General features: G+C 45.4%; 17 protein-coding genes. 5 read left to right on the top strand and 12 right to left on the bottom strand.

The features are described 5' to 3' along the window. Window positions 1–147 precede the first annotated feature (147 nt). From QZY95_RS14620 to QZY95_RS14610, 3 genes are read right to left on the bottom strand one after another with little or no spacing between them, the layout of a single operon-like run. Window positions 148–711, bottom strand: a complete 564-nt coding sequence (locus QZY95_RS14620) for an epoxyqueuosine reductase QueH (RefSeq protein ID WP_290924855.1) — start codon at window positions 709–711, stop codon at window positions 148–150. 2 nt (window positions 712–713) lie between these two features. Continuing rightward, on the bottom strand, window positions 714–2,183 hold the full coding sequence (locus tag QZY95_RS14615; protein ID WP_290924854.1) for an Rne/Rng family ribonuclease: 1,470 nt from the start codon (window positions 2,181–2,183) through the stop codon (window positions 714–716). A gap of 47 nt (window positions 2,184–2,230) precedes the next feature. Next, a complete protein-coding gene (locus tag QZY95_RS14610) occupies window positions 2,231–3,262 on the bottom strand; it encodes a radical SAM protein (protein ID WP_290924852.1) in 1,032 nt (343 codons plus the stop codon). Window positions 3,263–3,463: 201 nt separating this feature from the next. Between QZY95_RS14610 and QZY95_RS14605 the strand changes: the two genes are divergently transcribed. The 4 genes from QZY95_RS14605 to mutM all read left to right on the top strand — a co-directional run bounded on the left by QZY95_RS14605 (window position 3,464) and on the right by mutM (window position 7,991). After that, window positions 3,464–4,330 (top strand): tRNA (adenine-N1)-methyltransferase, encoded by an 867-nt coding sequence (locus QZY95_RS14605; protein ID WP_290924850.1) that lies wholly within the window; start codon window positions 3,464–3,466, stop codon window positions 4,328–4,330. 300 nt (window positions 4,331–4,630) lie between these two features. Beyond that, window positions 4,631–5,896 carry an AMP-binding protein gene (locus QZY95_RS14600; protein ID WP_074217836.1) on the top strand — a complete coding sequence of 422 codons (1,266 nt, stop codon included), beginning with the start codon at window positions 4,631–4,633 and terminating at the stop codon, window positions 5,894–5,896. Further along, window positions 5,887–7,131, top strand: a complete 1,245-nt coding sequence (locus QZY95_RS14595; RefSeq protein ID WP_290924847.1) for a ChaN family lipoprotein — start codon at window positions 5,887–5,889, stop codon at window positions 7,129–7,131. The genes QZY95_RS14600 and QZY95_RS14595 overlap by 10 nt, the downstream gene beginning before the upstream one ends. Beyond that, window positions 7,131–7,991 carry a bifunctional DNA-formamidopyrimidine glycosylase/DNA-(apurinic or apyrimidinic site) lyase gene (mutM, locus tag QZY95_RS14590; RefSeq protein WP_290924845.1) on the top strand — a complete coding sequence of 287 codons (861 nt, stop codon included), beginning with the start codon at window positions 7,131–7,133 and terminating at the stop codon, window positions 7,989–7,991. Before QZY95_RS14595 ends, mutM begins: the two co-directional genes overlap by 1 nt. Window positions 7,992–8,003: 12 nt before the next feature. Here the strand turns inward: mutM and QZY95_RS14585 are convergent, their stop codons facing one another. From QZY95_RS14585 to QZY95_RS14555, 7 genes are all read right to left on the bottom strand, one after another. Continuing rightward, the gene (locus QZY95_RS14585; protein WP_290924843.1) at window positions 8,004–9,977 is read right to left on the bottom strand and encodes a mechanosensitive ion channel family protein; all 1,974 of its coding nucleotides are present in this window, start codon (window positions 9,975–9,977) and stop codon (window positions 8,004–8,006) included. 196 nt (window positions 9,978–10,173) lie between these two features. Beyond that, window positions 10,174–10,971: a C-GCAxxG-C-C family protein gene (locus QZY95_RS14580; protein ID WP_290924842.1), complete on the bottom strand. Its 798-nt coding sequence runs from the start codon at window positions 10,969–10,971 to the stop codon at window positions 10,174–10,176. A 354-nt stretch (window positions 10,972–11,325) separates the two neighbouring features. Then, the gene (locus QZY95_RS14575; RefSeq protein ID WP_290924840.1) at window positions 11,326–11,796 is read right to left on the bottom strand and encodes an ATPase P; all 471 of its coding nucleotides are present in this window, start codon (window positions 11,794–11,796) and stop codon (window positions 11,326–11,328) included. Window positions 11,797–11,946: 150 nt separating this feature from the next. Beyond that, window positions 11,947–13,326 (bottom strand): sigma-54 dependent transcriptional regulator, encoded by a 1,380-nt coding sequence (locus QZY95_RS14570; protein ID WP_290924838.1) that lies wholly within the window; start codon window positions 13,324–13,326, stop codon window positions 11,947–11,949. A gap of 6 nt (window positions 13,327–13,332) precedes the next feature. Then, window positions 13,333–14,763 (bottom strand): ATP-binding protein, encoded by a 1,431-nt coding sequence (locus QZY95_RS14565; RefSeq protein WP_290924836.1) that lies wholly within the window; start codon window positions 14,761–14,763, stop codon window positions 13,333–13,335. Window positions 14,764–14,767: 4 nt separating this feature from the next. Further along, window positions 14,768–16,120: a glucose-6-phosphate isomerase gene (locus QZY95_RS14560; protein ID WP_290924833.1), complete on the bottom strand. Its 1,353-nt coding sequence runs from the start codon at window positions 16,118–16,120 to the stop codon at window positions 14,768–14,770. A 105-nt stretch (window positions 16,121–16,225) separates the two neighbouring features. Then, window positions 16,226–17,398, bottom strand: a complete 1,173-nt coding sequence (locus tag QZY95_RS14555) for a pyridoxal phosphate-dependent aminotransferase (RefSeq protein ID WP_290924831.1) — start codon at window positions 17,396–17,398, stop codon at window positions 16,226–16,228. Between the two features lie 283 nt (window positions 17,399–17,681). Between QZY95_RS14555 and sfsA the strand changes: the two genes are divergently transcribed. Continuing rightward, window positions 17,682–18,422: a DNA/RNA nuclease SfsA gene (gene sfsA / locus QZY95_RS14550; protein ID WP_290924829.1), complete on the top strand. Its 741-nt coding sequence runs from the start codon at window positions 17,682–17,684 to the stop codon at window positions 18,420–18,422. Here the strand turns inward: sfsA and QZY95_RS14545 are convergent. Together QZY95_RS14545 and QZY95_RS14540 are read right to left on the bottom strand one after the other, a co-directional pair. Then, on the bottom strand, window positions 18,419–19,381 hold the full coding sequence (locus QZY95_RS14545; RefSeq protein WP_290924827.1) for an ABC transporter ATP-binding protein: 963 nt from the start codon (window positions 19,379–19,381) through the stop codon (window positions 18,419–18,421). The two genes, sfsA and QZY95_RS14545, sit on opposite strands and share 4 nt — an antisense overlap. After that, a complete protein-coding gene (locus QZY95_RS14540) occupies window positions 19,366–20,382 on the bottom strand; it encodes a phosphotransferase (protein WP_290924825.1) in 1,017 nt (338 codons plus the stop codon). The genes QZY95_RS14545 and QZY95_RS14540 overlap by 16 nt, the downstream gene beginning before the upstream one ends. Between the last annotated feature and the right edge of the window lie 71 nt (window positions 20,383–20,453).

Raw genomic sequence — 20,453 nt, 5'->3', positions numbered from 1 at the left:
GCGAGGCGAACTTAACTGACGAACGTCCTCGCAAGTAAAAAGTTTGAAAGGGGGTCTGGGAGAAAACTTTCCAAAGTTTTCAGCCCAGCCGTCGGAGACCCGCCGGAGGCTCAAAAGCACCGTAGGTTCGCCGAAGGCATCCCAGCCTTACTTCTTCAGCCCACAAGTTTCTTTAAATTCTTTCGCGTAACGCTCACCTTCGGAGTAGAGGCAGCCGCAGTACTGCTGACGATATACGCCCCAGTCTTTTGAGGTTTCGATGCCTTCTTTCCAACCGATGCGGAAATCGCGATAGAGGAACTTGGCGCTACCGCCTTGTGCCATATCTTCCCCGAGTTTTTTGATATCCTCGTGCTTTTGCATCTTGGAATACAGCAGGGTAGTGGTCACATAGTCGAAATTGCCTTTGCGTCCTATGGAGAACGCGCGTTCCATGCGCATAGCGTAGCAGTGGAAACAGCGGTTATCTTCTCTGTAGCACATGGTTCTGAACCATTTTTGCGGATCATATTCCTGATCCCGCATAATGACTTTGATGTTGAACCGCCTGGCTACTTCGATCGCCCCTTCACGTCGACGTAAATATTCTTTCGTCGGGTGAACGTTGGGGTTGTGGAAGAATCCGGTAACTTCCAGCCCTTCGCTTTGCAGCTCCTTGATCGTTGTAATGGAGCAGGGGCCGCAGCACATATGCAAAAGAACACGTGCCATTGCTATGCCTTGGCGATTTTAATCTCGATGGATACCTTGTAGGTTTTTTCCAGTTCGAGAAGACGTTCGCGTTTTTGGTTAAGCATGTACATCGCAAGTTCGCGCTCAGCTTCAAGCTCAAATTTAGCAGATGCATCTTTGTTGTGACGCAGGCGGCGCAGCAGGTCTTTGAGAGTCTGTAACGACTGCCATTCCATGTTCCTGCGGGAACCGGAGCCGTTACAGCATGGACAGACTTCTGTGCTGATAGACAGCGCAGAGGAACCGAGACGCTGACGTACAATCTGGAGCAGACCGAAGCGGCTCATTTTACCTACATCATGGCGTGCACGATCAAGTTTCATAGCGTTGCGAAGTGTTTTTTCAACTTCACGCCAATGGTTTCTGTCGCGCATTTCAATAAAGTCGATAACAACCTGACCGCCGATGTCGCGAAGTTTTAGCTGCTGTGCGATGGTCTGTGCTGCTTCCATGTTGGTTTTAAGCGCCATGGATTCGAAATTTGTTTTTCCTGCAATCTTACCGGAGTTGATGTCGATAGCCATAAGTGCTTCAGTCTGGTCGAAGACAAGACGTCCACCGGACGGCAATACAACTTCGCGGGAGTAAATTTGTTCAAGCTGTTTTTGCAGATTGAATCGTTCCCACATGGAAAGTTCCGGCTGATTGTGGATTTTTACCTGAAGGCCGCGGCGTGGGAATACGAGTCCTGCAAATTCTTCCACTGCTTCTGCGGTGCCCTCATCATCAATCCATACTTCGCCTACTTCGTCTGTGAGGTAATCGCGTACCGCACGGGTCGCAAGGTCGCGTTCACGGTAGAGAAGGGAAGGAGATTCTTCTGTTGTGGCTTTTTTACGTACGTCTTTCCACATACGTTTGAGGAATCGTAAGTCCCGCAGCAATGAAGTTTTCGGTTGTGCCATGCTGACGGTGCGAACGATTACGCCGAGATCATCACCCGGTTTCTGTTCATCAAAAATTGCTTTAAGGCGTGCACGTTCTTTTTCGTCGTCTACCTTGCGGGAAACGCCGATTTGTTCGCGTCCCGGTGTGAGAACGAGGAAACGCCCAGGAATGGAAAGGTATGAGGTAAGGAATGCGCCTTTTGTTCCGGTAGGCTCTTTAACAACCTGAACCAGAATTTCTTGTCCTGCTTTGAGAACTTTTTGAATAGGCGGGTATTTTTTCCCTTTGTTCGGGTCATGCGGCGCAAGAAAATATTCCGGATGTACTTCGTCAATTTGAAGGAAACCGTTTTTTTCTGCACCGTACGAGATGAAGGCTGCTTGAAGGTTTGTATCAATGTTGTTGATAACACCTTTGTAGATGTTACCTTTTGTTTTCTGCTGATGCACCATCTCGACATAGTACTCTTGTACTACGCCTTCCTCGGCGAGCAAAACTTCAACCTGTTCGCCCGGCAAGGTGCTGATAAACATCTTACGCTTGCCTTTGCGTGGTCTGACCATTGTGAGTCCTTTAAAAATCCTTTCCGAATGCTGTCGGGGCATCCGGACTACTGGCAGGAGTAGAAAGGCTCATCTGTGTTGAGTGTTGCAGTGCGATCCGGCTCTGACTTGTAAATAGCACCTTCATGCTCCAGTATGTCCAGTGCTCCTTGGACGATGGATAGAGGAAGGGTGAGAGCAATCGCAAGCTGCGAAGGTGTCTGAGGTCGGCGTGTAAGCGTCTCCAGAACACGTTGTTTTGCGGCTGACCGGTCTTGTTCCGGCAAGTCCGCAAAGTTTCCAGTGGCAGGCTGCGAGGCAGCCGCTGGGGGTGCGTTTTCTTCAGTAGCATGTTGCTGGCTAGCTGAGCCATTGGCATCAAATCTAGTAATGCATTCAGAGAGTGCGTTTTGCCATACTTTACGTACGTCAGGATCAACAGCTTTTGCTAAAGAAAAGGCGCCGGGTCTGGATAATGTTGTTACGTCAACACGATGAGGCTGTAACCTGGTTACATACTCCTTGAGCAGGGTAAGATTCTCTTGTGAATCGTTGATGCCCTGCGACAGTAATATTTCAAGAAAAATTTTGCCGCTGTAAACTTTGCTGAACTGAACGAGGCATTCAGCAATTTGTGCGGCGTTAACCCCCCCGCAGGGGCGATTCAATTTCGCAAATTCTTTATTTACAAGTGAATCCAACGAAGGAAGTACGGCATCTACTTCTTTAAGCGCCTCTTGCACTTCGGGATCACATAAGAGCGTACTATTTGTGAGAACAGCTACAGGCACAGAAGGAAGAATCTGTTTGCAGCCTTTAATAATAGTGTCTAATTCACTGTTAAGACACGGCTCACCAGAGCCTCCCAGAGTAACGTAATCGGGTAAATTATTGCTATGCTCGTCGCGCCAGCGGCGCAATTCGTCCAGCAGGTCTTTTGCTGAAACATAAGGCTTCCGGCTCATGGTCAATTCTTCTGTTCTGCCTACTTCACAGTAGAGACAGTCCATAGAGCAGGTACGATCTCCTAAAAGATCGAGACCGAGAGAATGACCGAGTCTTCCTGAATACACCGGACCGAAAATATATGTAAACTTCATGGCAATTATGTTCCGCACTCTGGTAGGATTAGTTACTATACGTACAGGCAGCACAAAAAGACAGCTATTATTTCAATCAAAAAAGAGCCGAAGGTCGGCATGAATGGTATAAAAATCTTGAATTTTCAAGATGAGGCTGTCCCTTGACAGGTACCATATATATAAGTAGGGCGTTGCTCCAACCACGGAGGAAAAAAAATTATGATTAAGCAAGGCGAATTGGTTCTGCTTGTTGGCCCGCGCGGAAAACGCGTTATGCGCCGAGTAGAACCGGGTAACGATATACATGGTAATGATGGCATTCTTAAAATGGAAGACATCATGGCTGCCGGTTACGGCAGCGTAGTTTTAACCCATAAAGAAAAGCCATACCGCGTGCAACGCCCTTCGTTGCACGATCTTGTGAAAGGCGTCAAGCGTCAGACACAGGTTATCTATCCAAAAGATATTGGCTACATCTGCATGAAGCTTGGTGTGGGTAATGGTTCCAAGGTTATTGAAGCCGGTTCCGGCTCCGGTAGTCTTACTCTCGCAATGAGCTGGTTCGCAGGCGAAAAAGGTGAAATTCATACTCACGAAGCTCGTGAAGAATTCATGAAACTTGCTCGCCGTAACCTTGACTGGGCAGGCGTTGGCAAAAACGTAACCCTCTACAACCACAACATCGAAAACGGCTTCCTCGTTGATGATGCGGATGCTCTTTTCCTCGATGTTCGTGATCCTTGGGAATACGTAAAATTTATTCCGGGTGCCATTAAAGCTGGCGCAATGGTCGGCTTCCTTGTTCCTACTGTAGATCAGGTTTCAAGCCTGCTTACTGAATTGGAAAAAGGTCCATTTGACGAAGTAGAAGTTTCTGAGCTTCTCGTTCGTAACTGGAAACCAGTACCGGATCGTCTTCGTCCTAATGACCGCATGGTTGCACATACAGGCTTCCTTATTTTTGCTCGTCATCAGGAAGGTCTCGAAGCTCTTGAAGGCCACAAATATGTGGGCACTCGTGAGCGCAAGCAGGAAGCTGCACGTAAAGAGCGTCTTGCTGCCAGCAAAGAAGAGTCCGCTGAATAAGCTTAAAGACAACTGAGTTTTGAGAGCAAGGCATTTTTATTTTCCCTAAGGATGTAAAAATTGTTTTGTTACATAGCACTCAGAACTCGTAGTTTTTTAAGAAATAGATAGTAAATCCCGACTTGTAATGAGTCGGGATTTTTTTATTACCGTAAAGAATGAAAAGATCTTGCGCTTGTTATAATATGTGATATGTAGTTGAATTATTTGTAAAAAATATAAAAAACTTGATTTTCTATTAAATGTCCTGTAAGGTCGGGGTTTAGTTCCGCATAAAAATTTCTTGTATGGAGTACCCACATGACCCGTAAAGACCGTACAGAAGGCATATATAGCCGACGTGAAGTGCTTGACGAAAGCGAACGTCGTCAGTTTTACCTTATCCAGCTTAAAGACCTTCTTACCTATGCATACCGCTACTCTGAAGATGTTAAAAAGCGCTTTGACCGCGCACAGTTTCAGGTAGAAAAATTTAAGTCTCTTTCCGACCTCAAACACATTCCTATTCTCAAGAAGAAAGAACTCATCTTCTTGCAGTCTATGGGTCCTCGTCTTGGTGGTCTTCTTACTAAAGACCTTGGCGAATTGAAGCGTGTCTTCCTTTCTCCTGGTCCTATTTTTGACCCTGAAGATCGTACAGATGATTACTGGGGTTACACAGAAGGTTTCTACTCCGCAGGCTTCCGCCCAGGTGACGTTGCGCAGATTACCTTCAACTACCACCTTGCACCGGCCGGTCTCATGTTTGAAGAACCGCTTCGTAACCTCGGCTGTGCAACTGTTCCTGCTGGTCCTGGCAACGCTGCCACTCAGCTGGAAATCATGCAAAAATTACGTGTAAGCGGGTATGTTGGAACTCCAAGCTACCTGATGCACCTTGCTCAGAAAGCAGAAGAAAAAGGTTTGAACCTTCGTAAAGATCTTTACCTCGAAGTTGCTTTTGTAACTGGTGAGCGTATTTCTGAAAAAATGCGTTCTTCTCTCGAGAAGAAGTTCGACCTTATCATGCGTCAGGGCTACGGCACTGCGGACGTTGGTTGTATCGGTTACGAATGTTACCACAAAACCGGTCTGCACATTGCGAACAGAACTTTTGTTGAAATCTGTCATCCAGATACCGGTATTCCTCTTAAAGACGGTGAAGTTGGTGAGATTGTTGTTACTGCATTCAACAAAACCTACCCGCTTATCCGCCTTGCAACAGGCGACCTCGGTTACATTGACAGATCTCCTTGCCCATGTGGTCGTACCTCTCCGCGTCTCGGCTCCATTGTTGGTCGCGTAGATACCACTGCTCGTATTAAAGGTATGTTCGTTTACCCACATCAGGTTGAACAGGTTATGGCACGCTTTGAAGAAATCAAGCGTTGGCAGATCGAAGTTACCAACCCGGGTGGCATTGACGAAATGACCTTGTACGTTGAAGCAAGTAACTTCAAACGTGGGGATGAACTGCTGCACCAGTTCCGTGAAAAAATTAAACTTCGTCCGGAGCTTAAGGTGCTTACTCCTGGCTCACTGCCTCCGCAGATTCGTCCTATCGAGGACAAAAGGATATGGGATTAGCCCTCAGAATTCTTTTTTCTGTAATGATGATAATGGGTGGTTGCGTTTTGGCGCAACCGCCCCTTTCCCGCGCCGCGCCACCGCCAACAGCTGAAACGTTGGATGGAGCGTCTTCTGCTCCAAAAATTTCCCGTCCCGCCGAAGGCACGTTTTTTAATGCAAACGGCACCAAGGCTTCCCTTTCAGACGTTCTCGCCCTCGCAAAATCAAGCGACTACATTCTCATCGGCGAAACACACAACGTCACTTGCGATCATATTGTTCAAGCCAAAATTATTACCGCACTTGCAGAATCAGGCATGCGTTTTACTGTGGGCATGGAAATGTTTTCACAGGAAAGACAGCCACAACTTGATGCTGTAAATGATCGTACCGTTACTCTTGAAGAATTTCCTGAAAAAGTAGAGTGGAAAGATGCGTGGGGGTTCCCGTATCCATTGTATGAGCCTGTCATCGATGCTCTCTACGCCCATGATATCAAACTGTATGCACTGAACTTTCCGTTTGATGTTGCGAGAAAAATTGGTGACGAAGGATTGGAGAGCCTGACTCCTGAAGAACGTAAATATCTTCCTAAGAATCCTATTCCTTCAATGAAAGAGCAGGAAGAGGAATTGGAAGAGATTCATAACAAACACGTAGAGCTGATGACAAAAGATGCCAAGGATGAAAAAGCGGCTGAAGTCGCAAAAAAATCGTTGGCACATTACAGAAAGCGCTTTTTCCTCATCCAATCATTGTGGGATACTGGGATGGCTGAGCAGGCAATAGCGATTCGTCAGCAATCCAAGCTCCCAATCGTGATTCTTTCCGGTACAGGGCACGTAGAGCATGGGTGGGGAATTGCATACCGCTTGTCCAAACTTGATCCAGACGCAACAGTGCTGTTGATTGTTCCTTGGCGAAGTAATGAAGCGATGGTTGCCGAGAAGGGGCATATTCAGTTCTACTGTCCGTTAACAAAACAAAGCAGGCTTGGCTTTACGTTGCGGATGGAAAGTGACGGTGCCACCATTCTTAAAGTAAAAGCAAATTCCTCTGCGTATAAAGCAGGCTTTCTCGCTGGAGATAAGATTATTAAAGTCGGCGGAATGAACGTAGATTCTATGATGGTTCTTCACAGGGCAGGGGTAAAGGCCGCCAAAGAAGGAACAGACATGATTTTCACCATAATCCGGAACGGCAAGGAACAGTCAGTTTCTATGCCGGTGCCGAAGGGTAGACACACATCATAATGCCAGAATTACCAGAAGTGGAAACGATAGCCTCCGGCCTATGGCCGATGTTGGCAGAGCAAACAATAGAAAGCGTCACAATCCTCAATGACAGCAGTGTGGAAGGAAGACGCGAGGCTTTGGAAAACTATGTAGCTGGACGTGAAATTACTTATGTTCACAGGCGCGGAAAACTGTTGCTGATGGATCTTTCAATCCCTTCAGAATATGAACATGAACTTCCTGCTCCTCGCTCTGAATATCCGTTACAGCTGGCGTTTCATTTGAAAATGTCCGGCAGGCTTTTTGTTTATTCTGCGGACACGCCACCGGCAAGACATACTCGGATTATTTTCGATTTGAGCAATGGTAATCGTTTGTTTTTTGATGACATGCGAAAGTTTGGATTTTGCCGCGCGCTAGCGCCGTGTGACTATTTGAACTGGCAGTTTTGGCAGCAACTGGGGCCGGAGCCTCTTACCATCAAGACAGAAGATTTTGTGGCGTTGTTTCAGTCACGCAGAACCCGTATTAAAGCGGCATTGCTCGATCAAAAAGTGATTGCGGGAATAGGAAATATCTACGCGGATGAATCATTATTCCGTGCAGGGATTCGTCCGGATAAACCTTCAAATGAAATTTCAAAAAAGAGCCTCGGCTTGCTTCATATTAAATTAAAAGAAGTACTCAAACAGGCAATACGTGAATGTGGCTCTTCAATTCGAGATTATCGTGATGCACATGGCGATGCCGGTGCCTTCCAAAATAACTTTCTTGTTTACGGGCGCACTGGACAGGATTGTAGAGTGTGCGGTGAACCACTGAAAACTGAAAAAGTTGCGGGGCGTACGACTGTCTATTGTGAGACTTGCCAAAAATAACATTCTCCCATGTTAGTCAGAGCTTAATGCATCCGTATACGGCTTGCCGCGCTTGTCTTCCTCAGGAGTTTTGTCTTCAGGGCTATCCTTGTCTTCCGTGCGTAATGGAAGTCCGGAATAGTCCTTTTCTTTTTCCGGAGGGTATTTCAGCTTATTGTTTATCTGATCTATACGCTCAGATGGAAAATCAGGGAACGGGAACTGGTTTTCGTCGGTAAACTTCTGAAGTTCAGGGGCAAGGTTAGATGGTTCTGCAAATACCTCTTCATCGTTACGTAAGTATGTTGAGTTTGTCGGGAACGCAAAGGAAGAGCCGCCTTCTTCAACTATTTCACCAAGGCGGAAAAGTACGTCTTCCTGAATTCGGTAGTAATGGCTTAATCTAGTCGTGTTGATGTATGCCCGAATGTTGATGTCTTTTGAATAAGCATTGAAATTAACAAAGCGCACCCATAACAGTGGTTTCCTGCTAATTTCAGGATGTGCATAGAGCATTTCGTACAGCTTGGTAATGATCCATCGGAGTTGTGTTGCCGTGGTTTCATATCTCAGCCCAATAGTCAGATCGAGTTTAAACTTGTCACGATGAGAAAGGTTGATGAGCTGGAGATGAGAAAACTCTGCGTTTGGAATGGACATGATTGTCCGGTCGCTTGCACGTATTCTTGTGGAGCGAAGCCCGATGTGGAGTACTTTGCCGCGTGTTTTCCCGAACATGCAAAAATCCCCGATTCGTACCGGTTTATCTGCAAATAACGTTAAGCCGCCAATTACGTTTTCGATAGTCGGGCGTGCTGCAAGAGAAATAGCGAGCCCGATAACCCCGAAGCCGGTAACTACAGGAATAAGTGGTATGCCAAGCTTTGTCCCGCCATAAAACAGAACACAGATAGCAAGGAAAATACATGTAAGGTTGGTTACCGTGTTCACAAGGCTTGCATCGATTCCTTTGGGGTCGATGCGCGGTGTTGCTAAAATTAATTGTACAAAAACACGCCCTAGAACAAGTATGCTCCAAGCTGCGGAAAGCCACTGTATTACTTGCAATGTGCCTACTGAAAGCACGAGAAATCTTCCTGTAAGATTGATGATGTCTTCAAAAATATACGCAAGCAGCAGACAGGATGCTACAAGTTGGAGCGGAAGAATAAGGTGTAATACTTCTGATCTGATGGGGTGATCTTTAAAGTTTTTTGTACGGGTAAGTTTGAATGTGACAATGCTCAGCAAAAAGAAGAACAGAATGCTCATGAAGAAAACAACCCATTGGAAAACTGTCTGTTCAAAGTAGAGTGTGCTGGAAAGAGACTTCGGAATGTATGAGAACCACTTTGGCGGAACAAGCCTGCCGGGAGTGGAACTATAGAATCGATAGAATCCTTCAGTTGTTTTGATTCTGTAAGGCAGATATCGTGCCCGATTATAAATCGTTTTTATGTTGTTAACGCTCTCGGTATTAAAGAGGTATTCGCCGGAACGTTCTCCGTCTTTGACATACTGAATTTCAAAAGAGGTGCCAGGAACACGCCAGTAATCCAGCTCCATCATATCGTCGCTGTCAGGTACCGCACCCATTCGAGGCAATTTGATTCTGTCGATAACTTCTTTGAGTTGAATGACGGCCTCATATGAAAATTCAACACGATAGCTTGCCGGAATTGCACTGAAGTCAACACAACGGATAGCTTTTTCAAAATAAAGCATAGCCTTGTCTGAAAGAGCCTGAACTTGTGGAGTGTGCGTAAATATATTGTCGGATTCCATATCCAACGCATGCGCCTGTTTCATGAGCTGATACGCGCGGGTTGTATTAATCATAAAGCTGCGCAGTGTGGCTTGAGGACTGGTTGTATCCGGAGGTGCAAGTGGGCCTGCTGTTTTTGCGGCAACAGTTTGTTTTGCTGATGGTTCAGCAAAAACAACCCTTGTGTATTGGAGGCAAACAAGGACGGTAACTATGGTAATGAATAATGCAGTACGTCTCATATGTTTTTCCTTTCCGGCAATAGTTCAATGCATTTGTTACAATACAGTACATATTGTGAGATCCCACAGTATTAACTGAGTATCTGCAAAAAAAATATGCCATAGGAAAAGGGCAGCAGTGCAGAGGTGGTCTACGTTGCTGCCCTTACAAATGAGGTGCGTATATGCGAGTTCCAGCTGCCACTGGAAGAGAGCGCTATGGGTGATCTTTAAACTTGTTCTCAGTCGCTTCGGAACCTGAGTGACAAGGAGTACAGTCTTGTTTGCCTTTAGCAATAGGTGACTCTTTGCCGTTGCCGTGACAGGTATCACAGTACTTCACGGATTCTTGTTTTCCGTAAAGACCTTCGAACTTACCGTCGATTTTTGCATTGAGAATTTCAATTGCTTTTTTGGCAACGTCAGCAGTCAAACGTCCGCAACGTTCAGAGCGAACTTTGGATTTTGCCGGAATGCCGGAAGAGTAAGACCAGCGGGAAACGGAAACGTGACACAGAACAGAGTTACTTACGCTTGTAGGGATTTCCTTATCTATAACGATATCAGTGGTAGGTTTATAGATAGGGAACGCGGTCTGTTCGTACCAGCGGAATAATTCATCAACCATTGCTTTGCGTTCTTTACGACCGTAGAACAGTGAGAATGCAGAAGCAGCGCCGAGCAGTGCGCCACAGATGGTTGCCCAGTTCGAAATACCTGATTTACCAACTTCCATCATGTGGAACGGGAAATCTTTGTATGGAGCACCGTGCTGTTCAGCCATTTGTCCTACGATAGCGTAAAACGCACCGTAACAACAGCCGTACCCCTTGTGGTAGTATCCATCGTATCCGAAACGTTCGCCGGCGGTCGGATCAACTTTATGTGGAATCCACTCTGCTGTTTTAGCAAAGTTTGATGGTGCTGCCATAGCAGGAAGAGCGGTGGCAACTGCGCCACCCACGATTACTCCCCCAACGCCTGCTATCATTTGGCGACGTGAAATTGTAGACATACTTTGTATCCTCCTCAAGATAACTCAGAACCTATTTTTTAGCGCACTTTCAATAATACAAAATGCATGCCGATTGAGACACTTTTCACAAGGTGTTGAATTCTTATGATTCTGTGCGGTTGTGTTTCCATAAGGGTGCTAACTGTTGTTAACAGTTAGCAGCGCATAAGTAACTGAAGGTTGCATATTGTGCCAAAAATGCACTAGAAAAGAGCAATCATTTTTCTATAGTAAATTGAGATAACGGGAACTTTTCTTTACTGCTATGATTCTTTGGCAGCGGGTAAATACAAAAAAACTCCCGTGTTCCATTTCTGGAACACGGGAGTTTGTGATTTTTTTATGTTTTGGGTGTTATGTGCGCAGCGTTGCCTTGAGTCTTGCTGAATTTACAAGTGATTCAAGTGCATTGATGATATTGGGCATGAGGACATCTGCAGCGGCTAAAGCCTTAGGGCTGAGTCCTTCAGGGCCCAAAATAGCAATCCCTAATTCGGCTCGTTTCATCATATCTGCATCGACGTTGCCGTTTCCAACAGCACATACTTTTTCTGCCCCGAGAGCTTCAATGTATTCGAGCTTTTCTTGCTGCTGATAGGCACTGTTTACAACACGGGTTGTAACTGGAAGATGTGCAACCTCTTGAACCACGTTATGGTTTGTGTCCGCTGATACAATATGTACTGTAAGAAGCTGAGCAAGCATTGAGATAGCGGGTTCAACACCATCAATAATTTTTCCGTCAAAAGCGATGGTGCCGTTGAAGTCGAGAACGAGGTGGTCAAACTCCATTGGCTCAAAACCCGGAATAGCAACTTTCAGCATGTGGACTCCACGTAGTTTTTTTGAGGGCAGACAAATAGAGCATTCGACGTTGTGAATGTTGTATTTGCATCGATATCAGTTAATTTAGCAGTATACTAAACACTGTGAGGTATTTGGTGTCTTGTTATTCGCAGTGTACGATAGAACGGATTAATGACCTGTGATATTGTATTTTTTCAGCTTGTATTGCAGGAGGCTTTTCGAAATGCCCAGTGATTCAGCAGCCTTTACCTGAACGAAATTGCCTCTGGCTAAAGCTCTTCTGATAAGAGCGGCTTCAATTTTTTCGAGTGTATCACTTAAATCAAGTTGAACAGGGAGAAGATCCACCGCACTTTTCAACTGGCTTTCTTCGTCTCGTACTTCCGGTGGAAGGTCGTCTACTGTAATATCCGAACCTGTTCCGAGAACCAGACAGCGTTCAATGACGTTCTCAAGCTGCCTGATGTTCCCCGGCCACTCGTAACCTGAAAGGTAGTCCAGAGCTTCAACAGTAAAGGTACGTTCTGTAACATCCTGTTGATCGGAAATTTTTTCAATAAAGTGTGTCACAAGAAGCGGGATATCTTCACGACGTTCACGAAGCGGTGGAATTTGCATGTGAACAACATTAAGGCGGTAATAGAGGTCTTCGCGGAAGTTGCCTTTTTTGACTTCTTCCAGAAGGTCTTTGTTTGTCGCAGCAACAATACGGATATCCACTTCAATTTCTTCCGTACCGCCTACGCGCTCAATACGTCGTTCCTGAAGAACACGAAGCAGCTTTACCTGCATGTCATGAGAAAGTTCGCCAATTTCATCAAGGAAGAGTGTTCCAGAGTCCGCAAGTTCAAATCGGCCGCGTTTCATGGCAACAGCGCCGGTAAAGGAGCCTTTTTCGTGCCCGAACAGTTCGCTTTCAAGTAAGTTTGCGTTGAGTGCCATGCAGTTTACGCTGACAAACGGAGCACCCTTACGTGGGGATGAAAAGTGAATTGCGCGGGCAATAAGTTCCTTACCTGTACCGGATTCACCCGTGATCAAAACAGTTGATTTACTTGGTGCAGCTCGGTCGATGAGTGAAAGGACAGAACGGATAGCGCCACTTTTACCGATAATATTGTTTCGACCGTACTGGGTCTGAAAGTTTTCAGTAAGAAGCTGGTAATTCTGACGAGCTTGTGAAAGCTCCACAGCGTTTTGGACAGATAACAGGAGCTCATCGTTGGAGAACGGCTTTGCAATGTAGTCGAATGCACCTGTACGCATAACTTCAACTGCACTCTGAATTGTGCCGAAAGCTGTCATAATAAGAACCGGAAGGCCCGGATAGTTTTTGCGAACATGATCCAGAACTTCTGCACCGGTAATTTTCGGCATTTTCATGTCAGTAATGACAACATCAACATCAGATTCTTCTAAAAATGTCAGTGCTGTCTCCGGATCATTCAACGCAGTAACTTTGTAGCCTGCATCAGTGAGAAGTGCCTCGAGAACAAGCAGATAGTTTTTTTCATCATCCAGAACGAGTAAGTGCTTTTTCTTTTTCATATCTGATTACCTGCCCGGTGTTTTCAGTGGAAATTCCATAGTTACGAGTGCGCCGCCGAGGGTGGATTTTCCTAACGTCAGCGTGCCGTTATGACTTTTTACAATGCTGTTGACGATAGGTAATCCGAGACCGGTTCCGTTATCGCGAGTGGTGAAAAATGGATCAAGCATTTGATTTAAATGCGCTTGATCGAATCCGCTACCGGAGTCATGGAACTGAAGTACGGCAGTTTTACCACGTGCACCGCAGATTCGAATTTCACCTTCACCATCCAACGCTTGAATGCTGTTAGAAAGAACATTGTATACAGCACGATAGAGCAAGTCGCTATCGCCCTCTATAAAGAATTTTAAATTATAATCCCTTGAGACAGTTATGCCTTTGGATTCAAGTTCGTTTTCAAGGAAACCAAGAGCCTGATTGATAACCATGGCAAGATCTACTTTGTCATGACGAGTCGGCTTAGGCTTGGCATAGTCAAGGAAGTCAGTAACTGTTTGGGCAAGACGCTTTGATTCATCAAAAATAACGGTAAGCATTTTTTTTGTGAAATCGTCGGTGCTGTCCCGCTTAATCATCATTTCGGCACTGGATGAAATGATCCCGAGTGGATTTCGTATTTCATGGGCGATGGATGAGACCATTCGTCCCATGCCGGCCAGCTTTTCATTCTGGTGCAGGTCATGTTCCAGTTTTTCTTTTTCTTCAAGACGTTTGGTCAATACTCTTTCTGCACGTTTAATGATTGATACAAGGATCATAAACATGAACATGGAAGAGAAGAAGATAGAAATAAAAATAAGCCGCTGGAAGCTGATAACACTCATGTAGTCTTGAGTAATATCCTGCGTAATCTCCAGAACACCCATAATCGGTAACTCTTCTGGTTCTTCACCTAGCTTGCCTTCAAGGCGCAGCGGGAATGTTGTACGCAGGGTAAATGAGTCATCAGGGATTTTAAGCATAAAGAGTGCTTTAATCGGAGAGACTTTTGACTCAATTTCAAAACTGTATGTATTTTGTTCAACTGCTTTTTGGGCAGCGATACCGGCAATGCTGGTTTTACCTACATCTTCTCTGTTTGTAGAGTATGAGGTAATTTGCTTGTTATCGTAGATTCGAAGGCCTTTAACATGCAGCCCATGAATAGTATTTTGAACGACCTGTTCAAGGCGCTCATATTGGGTCGGGTTACGGAGCGCAATTCGTCCGTAGCCGATAATGGTGGGAAGTGTAAAACGGCGGAAAATCTGGTGGTTCAGATTTTCCGCCAGTAATAGAGCAAAGTTTTTTTGTTTTTCAATTAAGGTTTTTCGTGCTTGATTCGCAATAAATGTGGACATGAGCAAGCTTGACATAATGATAACGATGAGCATTGCCCATGAGAGGACTCGTACAAAACCAAACGGCTTTTCGTCCTTGAAGAACCTTAACATTAAACTAAAACTCCTGAATGTCGGGCTCCCTGCCTAAGAAGTGTTCAAGCTGTTTGCTTTCTTCATCGTAACCGGAGGCACCGAGCCGTGCATTAGCCAGTCGCTTGCCAAGTTCAACATGCGGCTGGTTAAGCGGATTTATTTCAAGCAGCCAGCCTGTAAGAACTGTGGCAATTTCCAACAGTGCAATCAGACGTCCGGCTTCAGTTTCTGTAGTTTCACCAACTCGTATTTCAACTAATGGTGTATCGGTTTGTCCCAGAGCCATTCTTGAACCCAGTGCTTCTGCCTGCAATAAGGTTCCGAATTTTTCACCGCGCAGATAGCTCCATTTTTCAGGAAGGTCATCTGCAAAGGTCATCCCTTGCGGTTGATTAGGACAGGTCAGGTACAGACAGCCTTTGTCGCGTGGTCCGCCAAGGTAGAGCTGCTGTGTTGAGTGCTGGTCTGTAACACCTTTGGCAGGAAGCGGCGTAGAGCCTTTTCCGTCTTTACCAAGACTTTCAGCCCAAAGCTGAGCAAACCAGTCTCCGAAGGAAGCCCATGTTGGAACATAGGTAAAAAACAACAGAATATTGTAGTTTTCTTCCATAAGGGTTTTTGCCCACGAAGCGATTTTCCATGCAGGATGTTCAAGCATGGTGCGTTCACCGCATCCGCGTTTACAAAGGCTTTCGCCAACTGACATAGCACCATCAAGCAAAGCTTTCCAGTCAATACCAAGGAACGCAGCCGGTACAAGGCCAACGGCACTGAGTACAGAGTAGCGACCGCCAAGGTTGTCAGGAACCGGCATAGAACGAACGCCTAGCTTATTGACCTCATCACGTAAATATCCGTTATGAGCATCTGTGATAAGCATAACGTGGTCTGTCCAAGCTTCTCCAAGATGCTCTTTGAGCCATTCACGTACAATGAAGTATTGAGCAATTGTTTCAATTGTGCCGCCGGATTTTGAAATAACAACCACAACTGTTTTTTCAGCTGGTAAGCGTTTGAGCCATTCTTCAGAAATTCCGGCATCAACGTTATCAGAAATCCACAGGTGTTTTCCCGTATGGTTCGGCATATCCTGTTCAGGGTAAAATGCACGTTGCAGTGCACGTCCGCCTAATGAACTACCGCCAATTCCCAAAAGAAGCATATGATCAAAAGACTGCAGCCAAGGAGAATGTCCTAGAAGTTCTTTTTCAAGCTCTTCACGGTATGGGAGGTTGATAAAAGGAAGCCGGTTTTCGTCAATTTCTTTATAAAGGTGCTCGGCAAGAGCTTTGCATTTATCCGCATGGCGCTGTTCATCTTTTTCTGAAAGGCGTCCGGCCCATGCCCCTGTCCAATCGATTGTATTCGTGGTCATATAATATTACCCCGCTTCATGCTTAGCAATAAGGCTACCGAAAAGGGCAGCTTCTATTATGATGAAGCGTAGGAAAAAAGTGTAAAGCTCAATATGATATTTATCTTACCCAAAAAGAATGCGAGCGATTTTGTTTAAAGATTCTTCAAGGGTCTTTTCGTCAACGGCGTATGAAATACGGATGCAGTTGTCGTTTCCAAATGCAGCACCGGGAACTAATGCCACTCCGGCTTCTTCTAAAAGATGGGTGCAAAGAGCAGCAGAGTCTGGGTATGTTTCATTGTACAGGCGGTGTACATCAGGGAAAAGGTAGAAAGCGCCTTGTGGAACAGGGCAAACAACATTAGGCCATTTACCGATAATGTTCATAGCAAGGTCGCGACGTTTGCGGAAAGAAGCACGCATGGAGTCAACCACTTCAAAGCCGCCGGAAAGAGCAGCAACTGCACCTTTTTGAGCAAAAGAACATACGTTTGATGTGGATTGACCTTGAATTTTGCTCATAGCTTTTATGAGATCTACATGAGCAAGAACATAGCCGATGCGCCAGCCGGTCATAGCAAAACTTTTTGCAAGACCGTTTACGATACAGACCTGTTCAGGATGTTTTTCCCACCACGGAGCAAGAGAAGCATGCTCAGCAGGAGAGTACACGAGTTGGTCGTAAATTTCGTCTGAAATAATAAAAATATCGTGGCTGATAGCCCATTCTGCAATCGCATCGATTTCAGTGCGGGAGTACGCAGCACCGGTAGGGTTGGATGGAGAGTTCAGAAGAAGCACAGCCGTTTTGTCTGTCCGGGCAGCTTCAAGCTGCTCAACGGTGACTTTAAAACCGGCTTCGGCTGATGCTGCAACGGCAACTGGTGTACCTTCAGCAAGTTGTACCATTGGCGGGTAGCTTACCCAGTATGGTGCAGGGATAATAACTTCGTCACCAGGGTTGAGAAGGCTCTGGAAGAGATTGAAGAGAGCCTGTTTGCCGCCGTTGGTTACCATTGTATGTTCTGCGCGGGCAGAGGTGCCGTACATAACATTGAAGTAGTTTGCTACAGCACTTCGCAGTTCTGGAAGACCGGGAACAGCTCCATATCTCGTAAAACCGTCGTCCAGTGCTCGTTTACAAGCGTCACGAACATAGTCTGGCGTTGGAAAATCAGGCTCGCCGACAGCAAGGCTGATAATTTCTTTACCCTGCGCTTTAAGCTCAAGAGCTTTGGCGTTTACTGCCAAAGTAGCAGACGGTTTCAGTTGTGCGATACGGCTTGAAGTCTTCATGCGTTGCCTCTCTCTAAAATAAAATTTATGCGTATATGGTCGGCGTATCAATAAGCCAAAAGTATACCCGAAGCAGGTTAACGCGCAGTAACAGTTACTGCTGTGCAGCCTCTTCGCAATAATTCTTGTTAACTTAATGCATTAGAATGCAGTGTCTTTAAACAATAATTATGATGCTTTCTAGCTTCCTGCGAAGTACCAGTTAACAACAAACATGTAAACTTTTAGAACCGGTTTCTTCCACCAGTTTTTTGGTAATCAAACATAATTAGATAGGAATGTTATGTCCACTCACGAGCCACTTATCGCTTATCCGGAAGGCTGTATTTCCGGTTATTTTGTCCGTCGCGTAAAGCGCTTTAGTGTAGAGATTCTTGTTAATGATGAATCAGTCTGGATTCATTCGAATAACACAGGTTCGATGATGGGGCTTCTTCGTGAAGGTTCACCTATTCTTGCATCTCCGGCTGCCAACCCAAATAGAAAGCTGAAATGGACTCAGGAGGCAGTAGGGTTGCCTATGAAAAACACAGTAAAGTGGGTGGGTGTTAATACCCAGACTCCCAATAAAATGCTGAAAGCAGCATTTGAGGCAGGGCGGTTACATTGGGCAGAAGGGTATGATGTCTTTAAGAGTGAAGCAAAAGTAGGTGACAGCCGTGCGGACGGTGTGTTGCGTACAAAAGACGAGTCACGTCCCCCGTTATGGATTGAATGTAAAAACGTAACAATGGTTGAAGATGAGGTTGCCTGTTTTCCGGATGCCGTAACAGAACGTGGTCGCAAGCATCTGAATAATATGATTTCGCTTGTGAAACAGGGGCATCGTGCTGCATTTTTTTATCTTATACAGCGTCCGGACGGCCATTGTTTTGCTCCGGCTGATGTGATTGATCCAGCTTACGCAGACTTGTTTTATGAGGCTCTTGAGTTGGGGGTTGAAGTGTATCCATACAGAGCTACTGTTACAGAAGCAGGTATTGCCTTGGGAGAATTACTTCCGGTTAATGGCAAAGCCTTCTAAACAGGGCTAGAAGGCTGGCTTAGCAAAACCCCTACGGACTGTCCCTTTGAAAATTGAGCGGTAAGGCCGTATGCAGTGAGCGTATTTCCGTGTGTTTCAAGCGTATATTTTATGTAATGACCGCCGAACTGAACATTAATGATTTTTGCAGTGGAGCCTTGCGTTAACGTAAGTTGTTCTGGTCGGACAATGGCATAGTCACGGTTTTCAGGAATGATTGAAAGAGGCAGTTTTAAATAGGTACAGAGCTCAGGAGTCAAAATATTAACGGGGCCCAGGAAACGCGCTACCTCTACAGACTGAGGAGAGTTATACAGTTCTGAAGGGGAAGCGAATTGCTCCAGCCTTCCATCCAGCATGATGCCGATTTTATCGGACATGGCAAACGCCTCTTCAAGGTCGTGGGTTACGCTGACCGTAGTTATGCCGAATTGTTTTTGTGTGTTGCGGATAAATTCAGCCGTTTCCAGCTTGAGATTGCGGTCGAGATTCGCAAAGGGTTCATCAAGCAGGAGTACCGCGGGGTTAACAACCATGGCTCTTGCAATGGCAACACGCTGCTTTTGTCCGGCAGATAGCTCAACCGGATATTGGTTTCGTTTGTCAGAAAGGTGGAAGAACTCAAGAATGGTGTTCACCCGTTCGGAAATTTCAGCAGTCGGTAACTTACGTGCCTTTAATGCAAACGCAGTATTTTCGAAAACTGTCAGACTTGGGAATAAAAGATAATCCTGGAAAACCATAATAACCGGATTATCTTTTGATGGGCGGTGTTCAAATGTAATTGTTCCGCTGTCTTGCTCTTCCAATCCGGCAAGAATACGCAGGAGAGTGGTTTTCCCGACACCTGAAGGGCCAATCAGGGAAACTATGTCACCTGTATCAACGGTGAAAGAGACATCGGAAAGGACTGGCTTACCGCTGTATTTCTTGCAGAGTGAGTTTATTGTAAAAACCATTCAATATTATCCAAATAGCGTTGAATCGTTTCAAACGTATCGTTATTCTTAAGTAATCTGTCTTGTTTGGTGTATTCAAACCATGCCATATAGCACCATGAGAGCCCTCTAAGGATAATGGTCTTTTCCAGTATTCCTGTGAGAATTGCAAGCTCTTCAAGCGGTTGGGATAAATTTGCGTACTCTTTATAGCGGGAAAGGAAAAACTCTCTGTGCTCATCTGTGGCAACATAATTTGTTTTCCAGAGCGTTGTGGTTGGAACAATGAAGTGCCCCAAATCTTGGTATCGGCAGGAGATAACGGCTTTTTCCCAGTCAACAAGATGTGCTTTGTTTTCCGAATGATTAATAATGAAATTTCCGGAGTTTACTTCCGTATTTACAATGAGCTGTTTTTCGGCATTAAATGCAGACGCATACTCTTTACTTAGTGCACTGATGGTACATGCATACTGTTCAAGGCGGTTTCGAATATCTGTCTTAGGATGCGAACTAAAGCGTGAGAGAAGTGAATGAGACTCTGTCACAATATCTGTGACCGGGTTTTTTTGACAAATGAAATTATGCTCAGGAGGAACCGGCTGTGAATGGATTGCAGCAAAAATGGCTGCTGCCTGCTCAAGGTCTTTTGTGTAGTCCAGAGGTGAGCCTTTGATAAATTCCATGAGCAATACGCCGTTATCAAACTCAGAAGAAAATTGTCCGGCTTCAGGATCAACAAAGTAAGGGATTGGCGTTACCGTTGAATTTTTAAGAGCTGTAAGAACGGAAAATTCGTACGATATTTGCTTCTTTTGTAACGCAAGCTGACTTCCGTGGTTGATACGGAAAACAAATGTTCTCGTTTTTTGAGGAGATGCGATGTCTTTTGCTGTAATAAGCCAATTTTCGTTGTACTCGCCTGCAGCTAAAAATGAGATTGAACATATTTGCGGGCAACGTAGCTGTTCCAGCCAACCTGAAGCTGATATATAGTTCGAGATGATCTGCGTTTTATCCATATGTATTATGTAGTATTGTAGCCGTTTATTGGTGCGCGAAAGTATAGCAGAAAAAACAGCTATACGTGGAA

This window comes from Halodesulfovibrio sp., assembly GCF_015482765.1.
Classification (GTDB): domain Bacteria; phylum Desulfobacterota; class Desulfovibrionia; order Desulfovibrionales; family Desulfovibrionaceae; genus Halodesulfovibrio.
Note: the sequence above shows the minus strand (reverse complement) of the source record. Positions and strands in the feature narration are given on the sequence as shown.

What these genes read in the sequence shown, in the direction of transcription:
- QZY95_RS14620 (WP_290924855.1), bottom strand. Translation starts at nt 711, where the DNA reads ATGGCACGTGTTCTTTTGCATATGTGCTGCGGCCCCTGCTCCATTACA.
- QZY95_RS14615 (WP_290924854.1), bottom strand. Translation starts at nt 2,183, where the DNA reads ATGGTCAGACCACGCAAAGGCAAGCGTAAGATGTTTATCAGCACCTTG.
- QZY95_RS14610 (WP_290924852.1), bottom strand. Translation starts at nt 3,262, where the DNA reads ATGAAGTTTACATATATTTTCGGTCCGGTGTATTCAGGAAGACTCGGT.
- QZY95_RS14605 (WP_290924850.1), top strand. Translation starts at nt 3,464, where the DNA reads ATGATTAAGCAAGGCGAATTGGTTCTGCTTGTTGGCCCGCGCGGAAAA.
- QZY95_RS14600 (WP_074217836.1), top strand. Translation starts at nt 4,631, where the DNA reads ATGACCCGTAAAGACCGTACAGAAGGCATATATAGCCGACGTGAAGTG.
- QZY95_RS14595 (WP_290924847.1), top strand. Translation starts at nt 5,887, where the DNA reads ATGGGATTAGCCCTCAGAATTCTTTTTTCTGTAATGATGATAATGGGT.
- mutM (WP_290924845.1), top strand. Translation starts at nt 7,131, where the DNA reads ATGCCAGAATTACCAGAAGTGGAAACGATAGCCTCCGGCCTATGGCCG.
- QZY95_RS14585 (WP_290924843.1), bottom strand. Translation starts at nt 9,977, where the DNA reads ATGAGACGTACTGCATTATTCATTACCATAGTTACCGTCCTTGTTTGC.
- QZY95_RS14580 (WP_290924842.1), bottom strand. Translation starts at nt 10,971, where the DNA reads ATGTCTACAATTTCACGTCGCCAAATGATAGCAGGCGTTGGGGGAGTA.
- QZY95_RS14575 (WP_290924840.1), bottom strand. Translation starts at nt 11,796, where the DNA reads ATGCTGAAAGTTGCTATTCCGGGTTTTGAGCCAATGGAGTTTGACCAC.
- QZY95_RS14570 (WP_290924838.1), bottom strand. Translation starts at nt 13,326, where the DNA reads ATGAAAAAGAAAAAGCACTTACTCGTTCTGGATGATGAAAAAAACTAT.
- QZY95_RS14565 (WP_290924836.1), bottom strand. Translation starts at nt 14,763, where the DNA reads ATGTTAAGGTTCTTCAAGGACGAAAAGCCGTTTGGTTTTGTACGAGTC.
- QZY95_RS14560 (WP_290924833.1), bottom strand. Translation starts at nt 16,120, where the DNA reads ATGACCACGAATACAATCGATTGGACAGGGGCATGGGCCGGACGCCTT.
- QZY95_RS14555 (WP_290924831.1), bottom strand. Translation starts at nt 17,398, where the DNA reads ATGAAGACTTCAAGCCGTATCGCACAACTGAAACCGTCTGCTACTTTG.
- sfsA (WP_290924829.1), top strand. Translation starts at nt 17,682, where the DNA reads ATGTCCACTCACGAGCCACTTATCGCTTATCCGGAAGGCTGTATTTCC.
- QZY95_RS14545 (WP_290924827.1), bottom strand. Translation starts at nt 19,381, where the DNA reads ATGGTTTTTACAATAAACTCACTCTGCAAGAAATACAGCGGTAAGCCA.
- QZY95_RS14540 (WP_290924825.1), bottom strand. Translation starts at nt 20,382, where the DNA reads ATGGATAAAACGCAGATCATCTCGAACTATATATCAGCTTCAGGTTGG.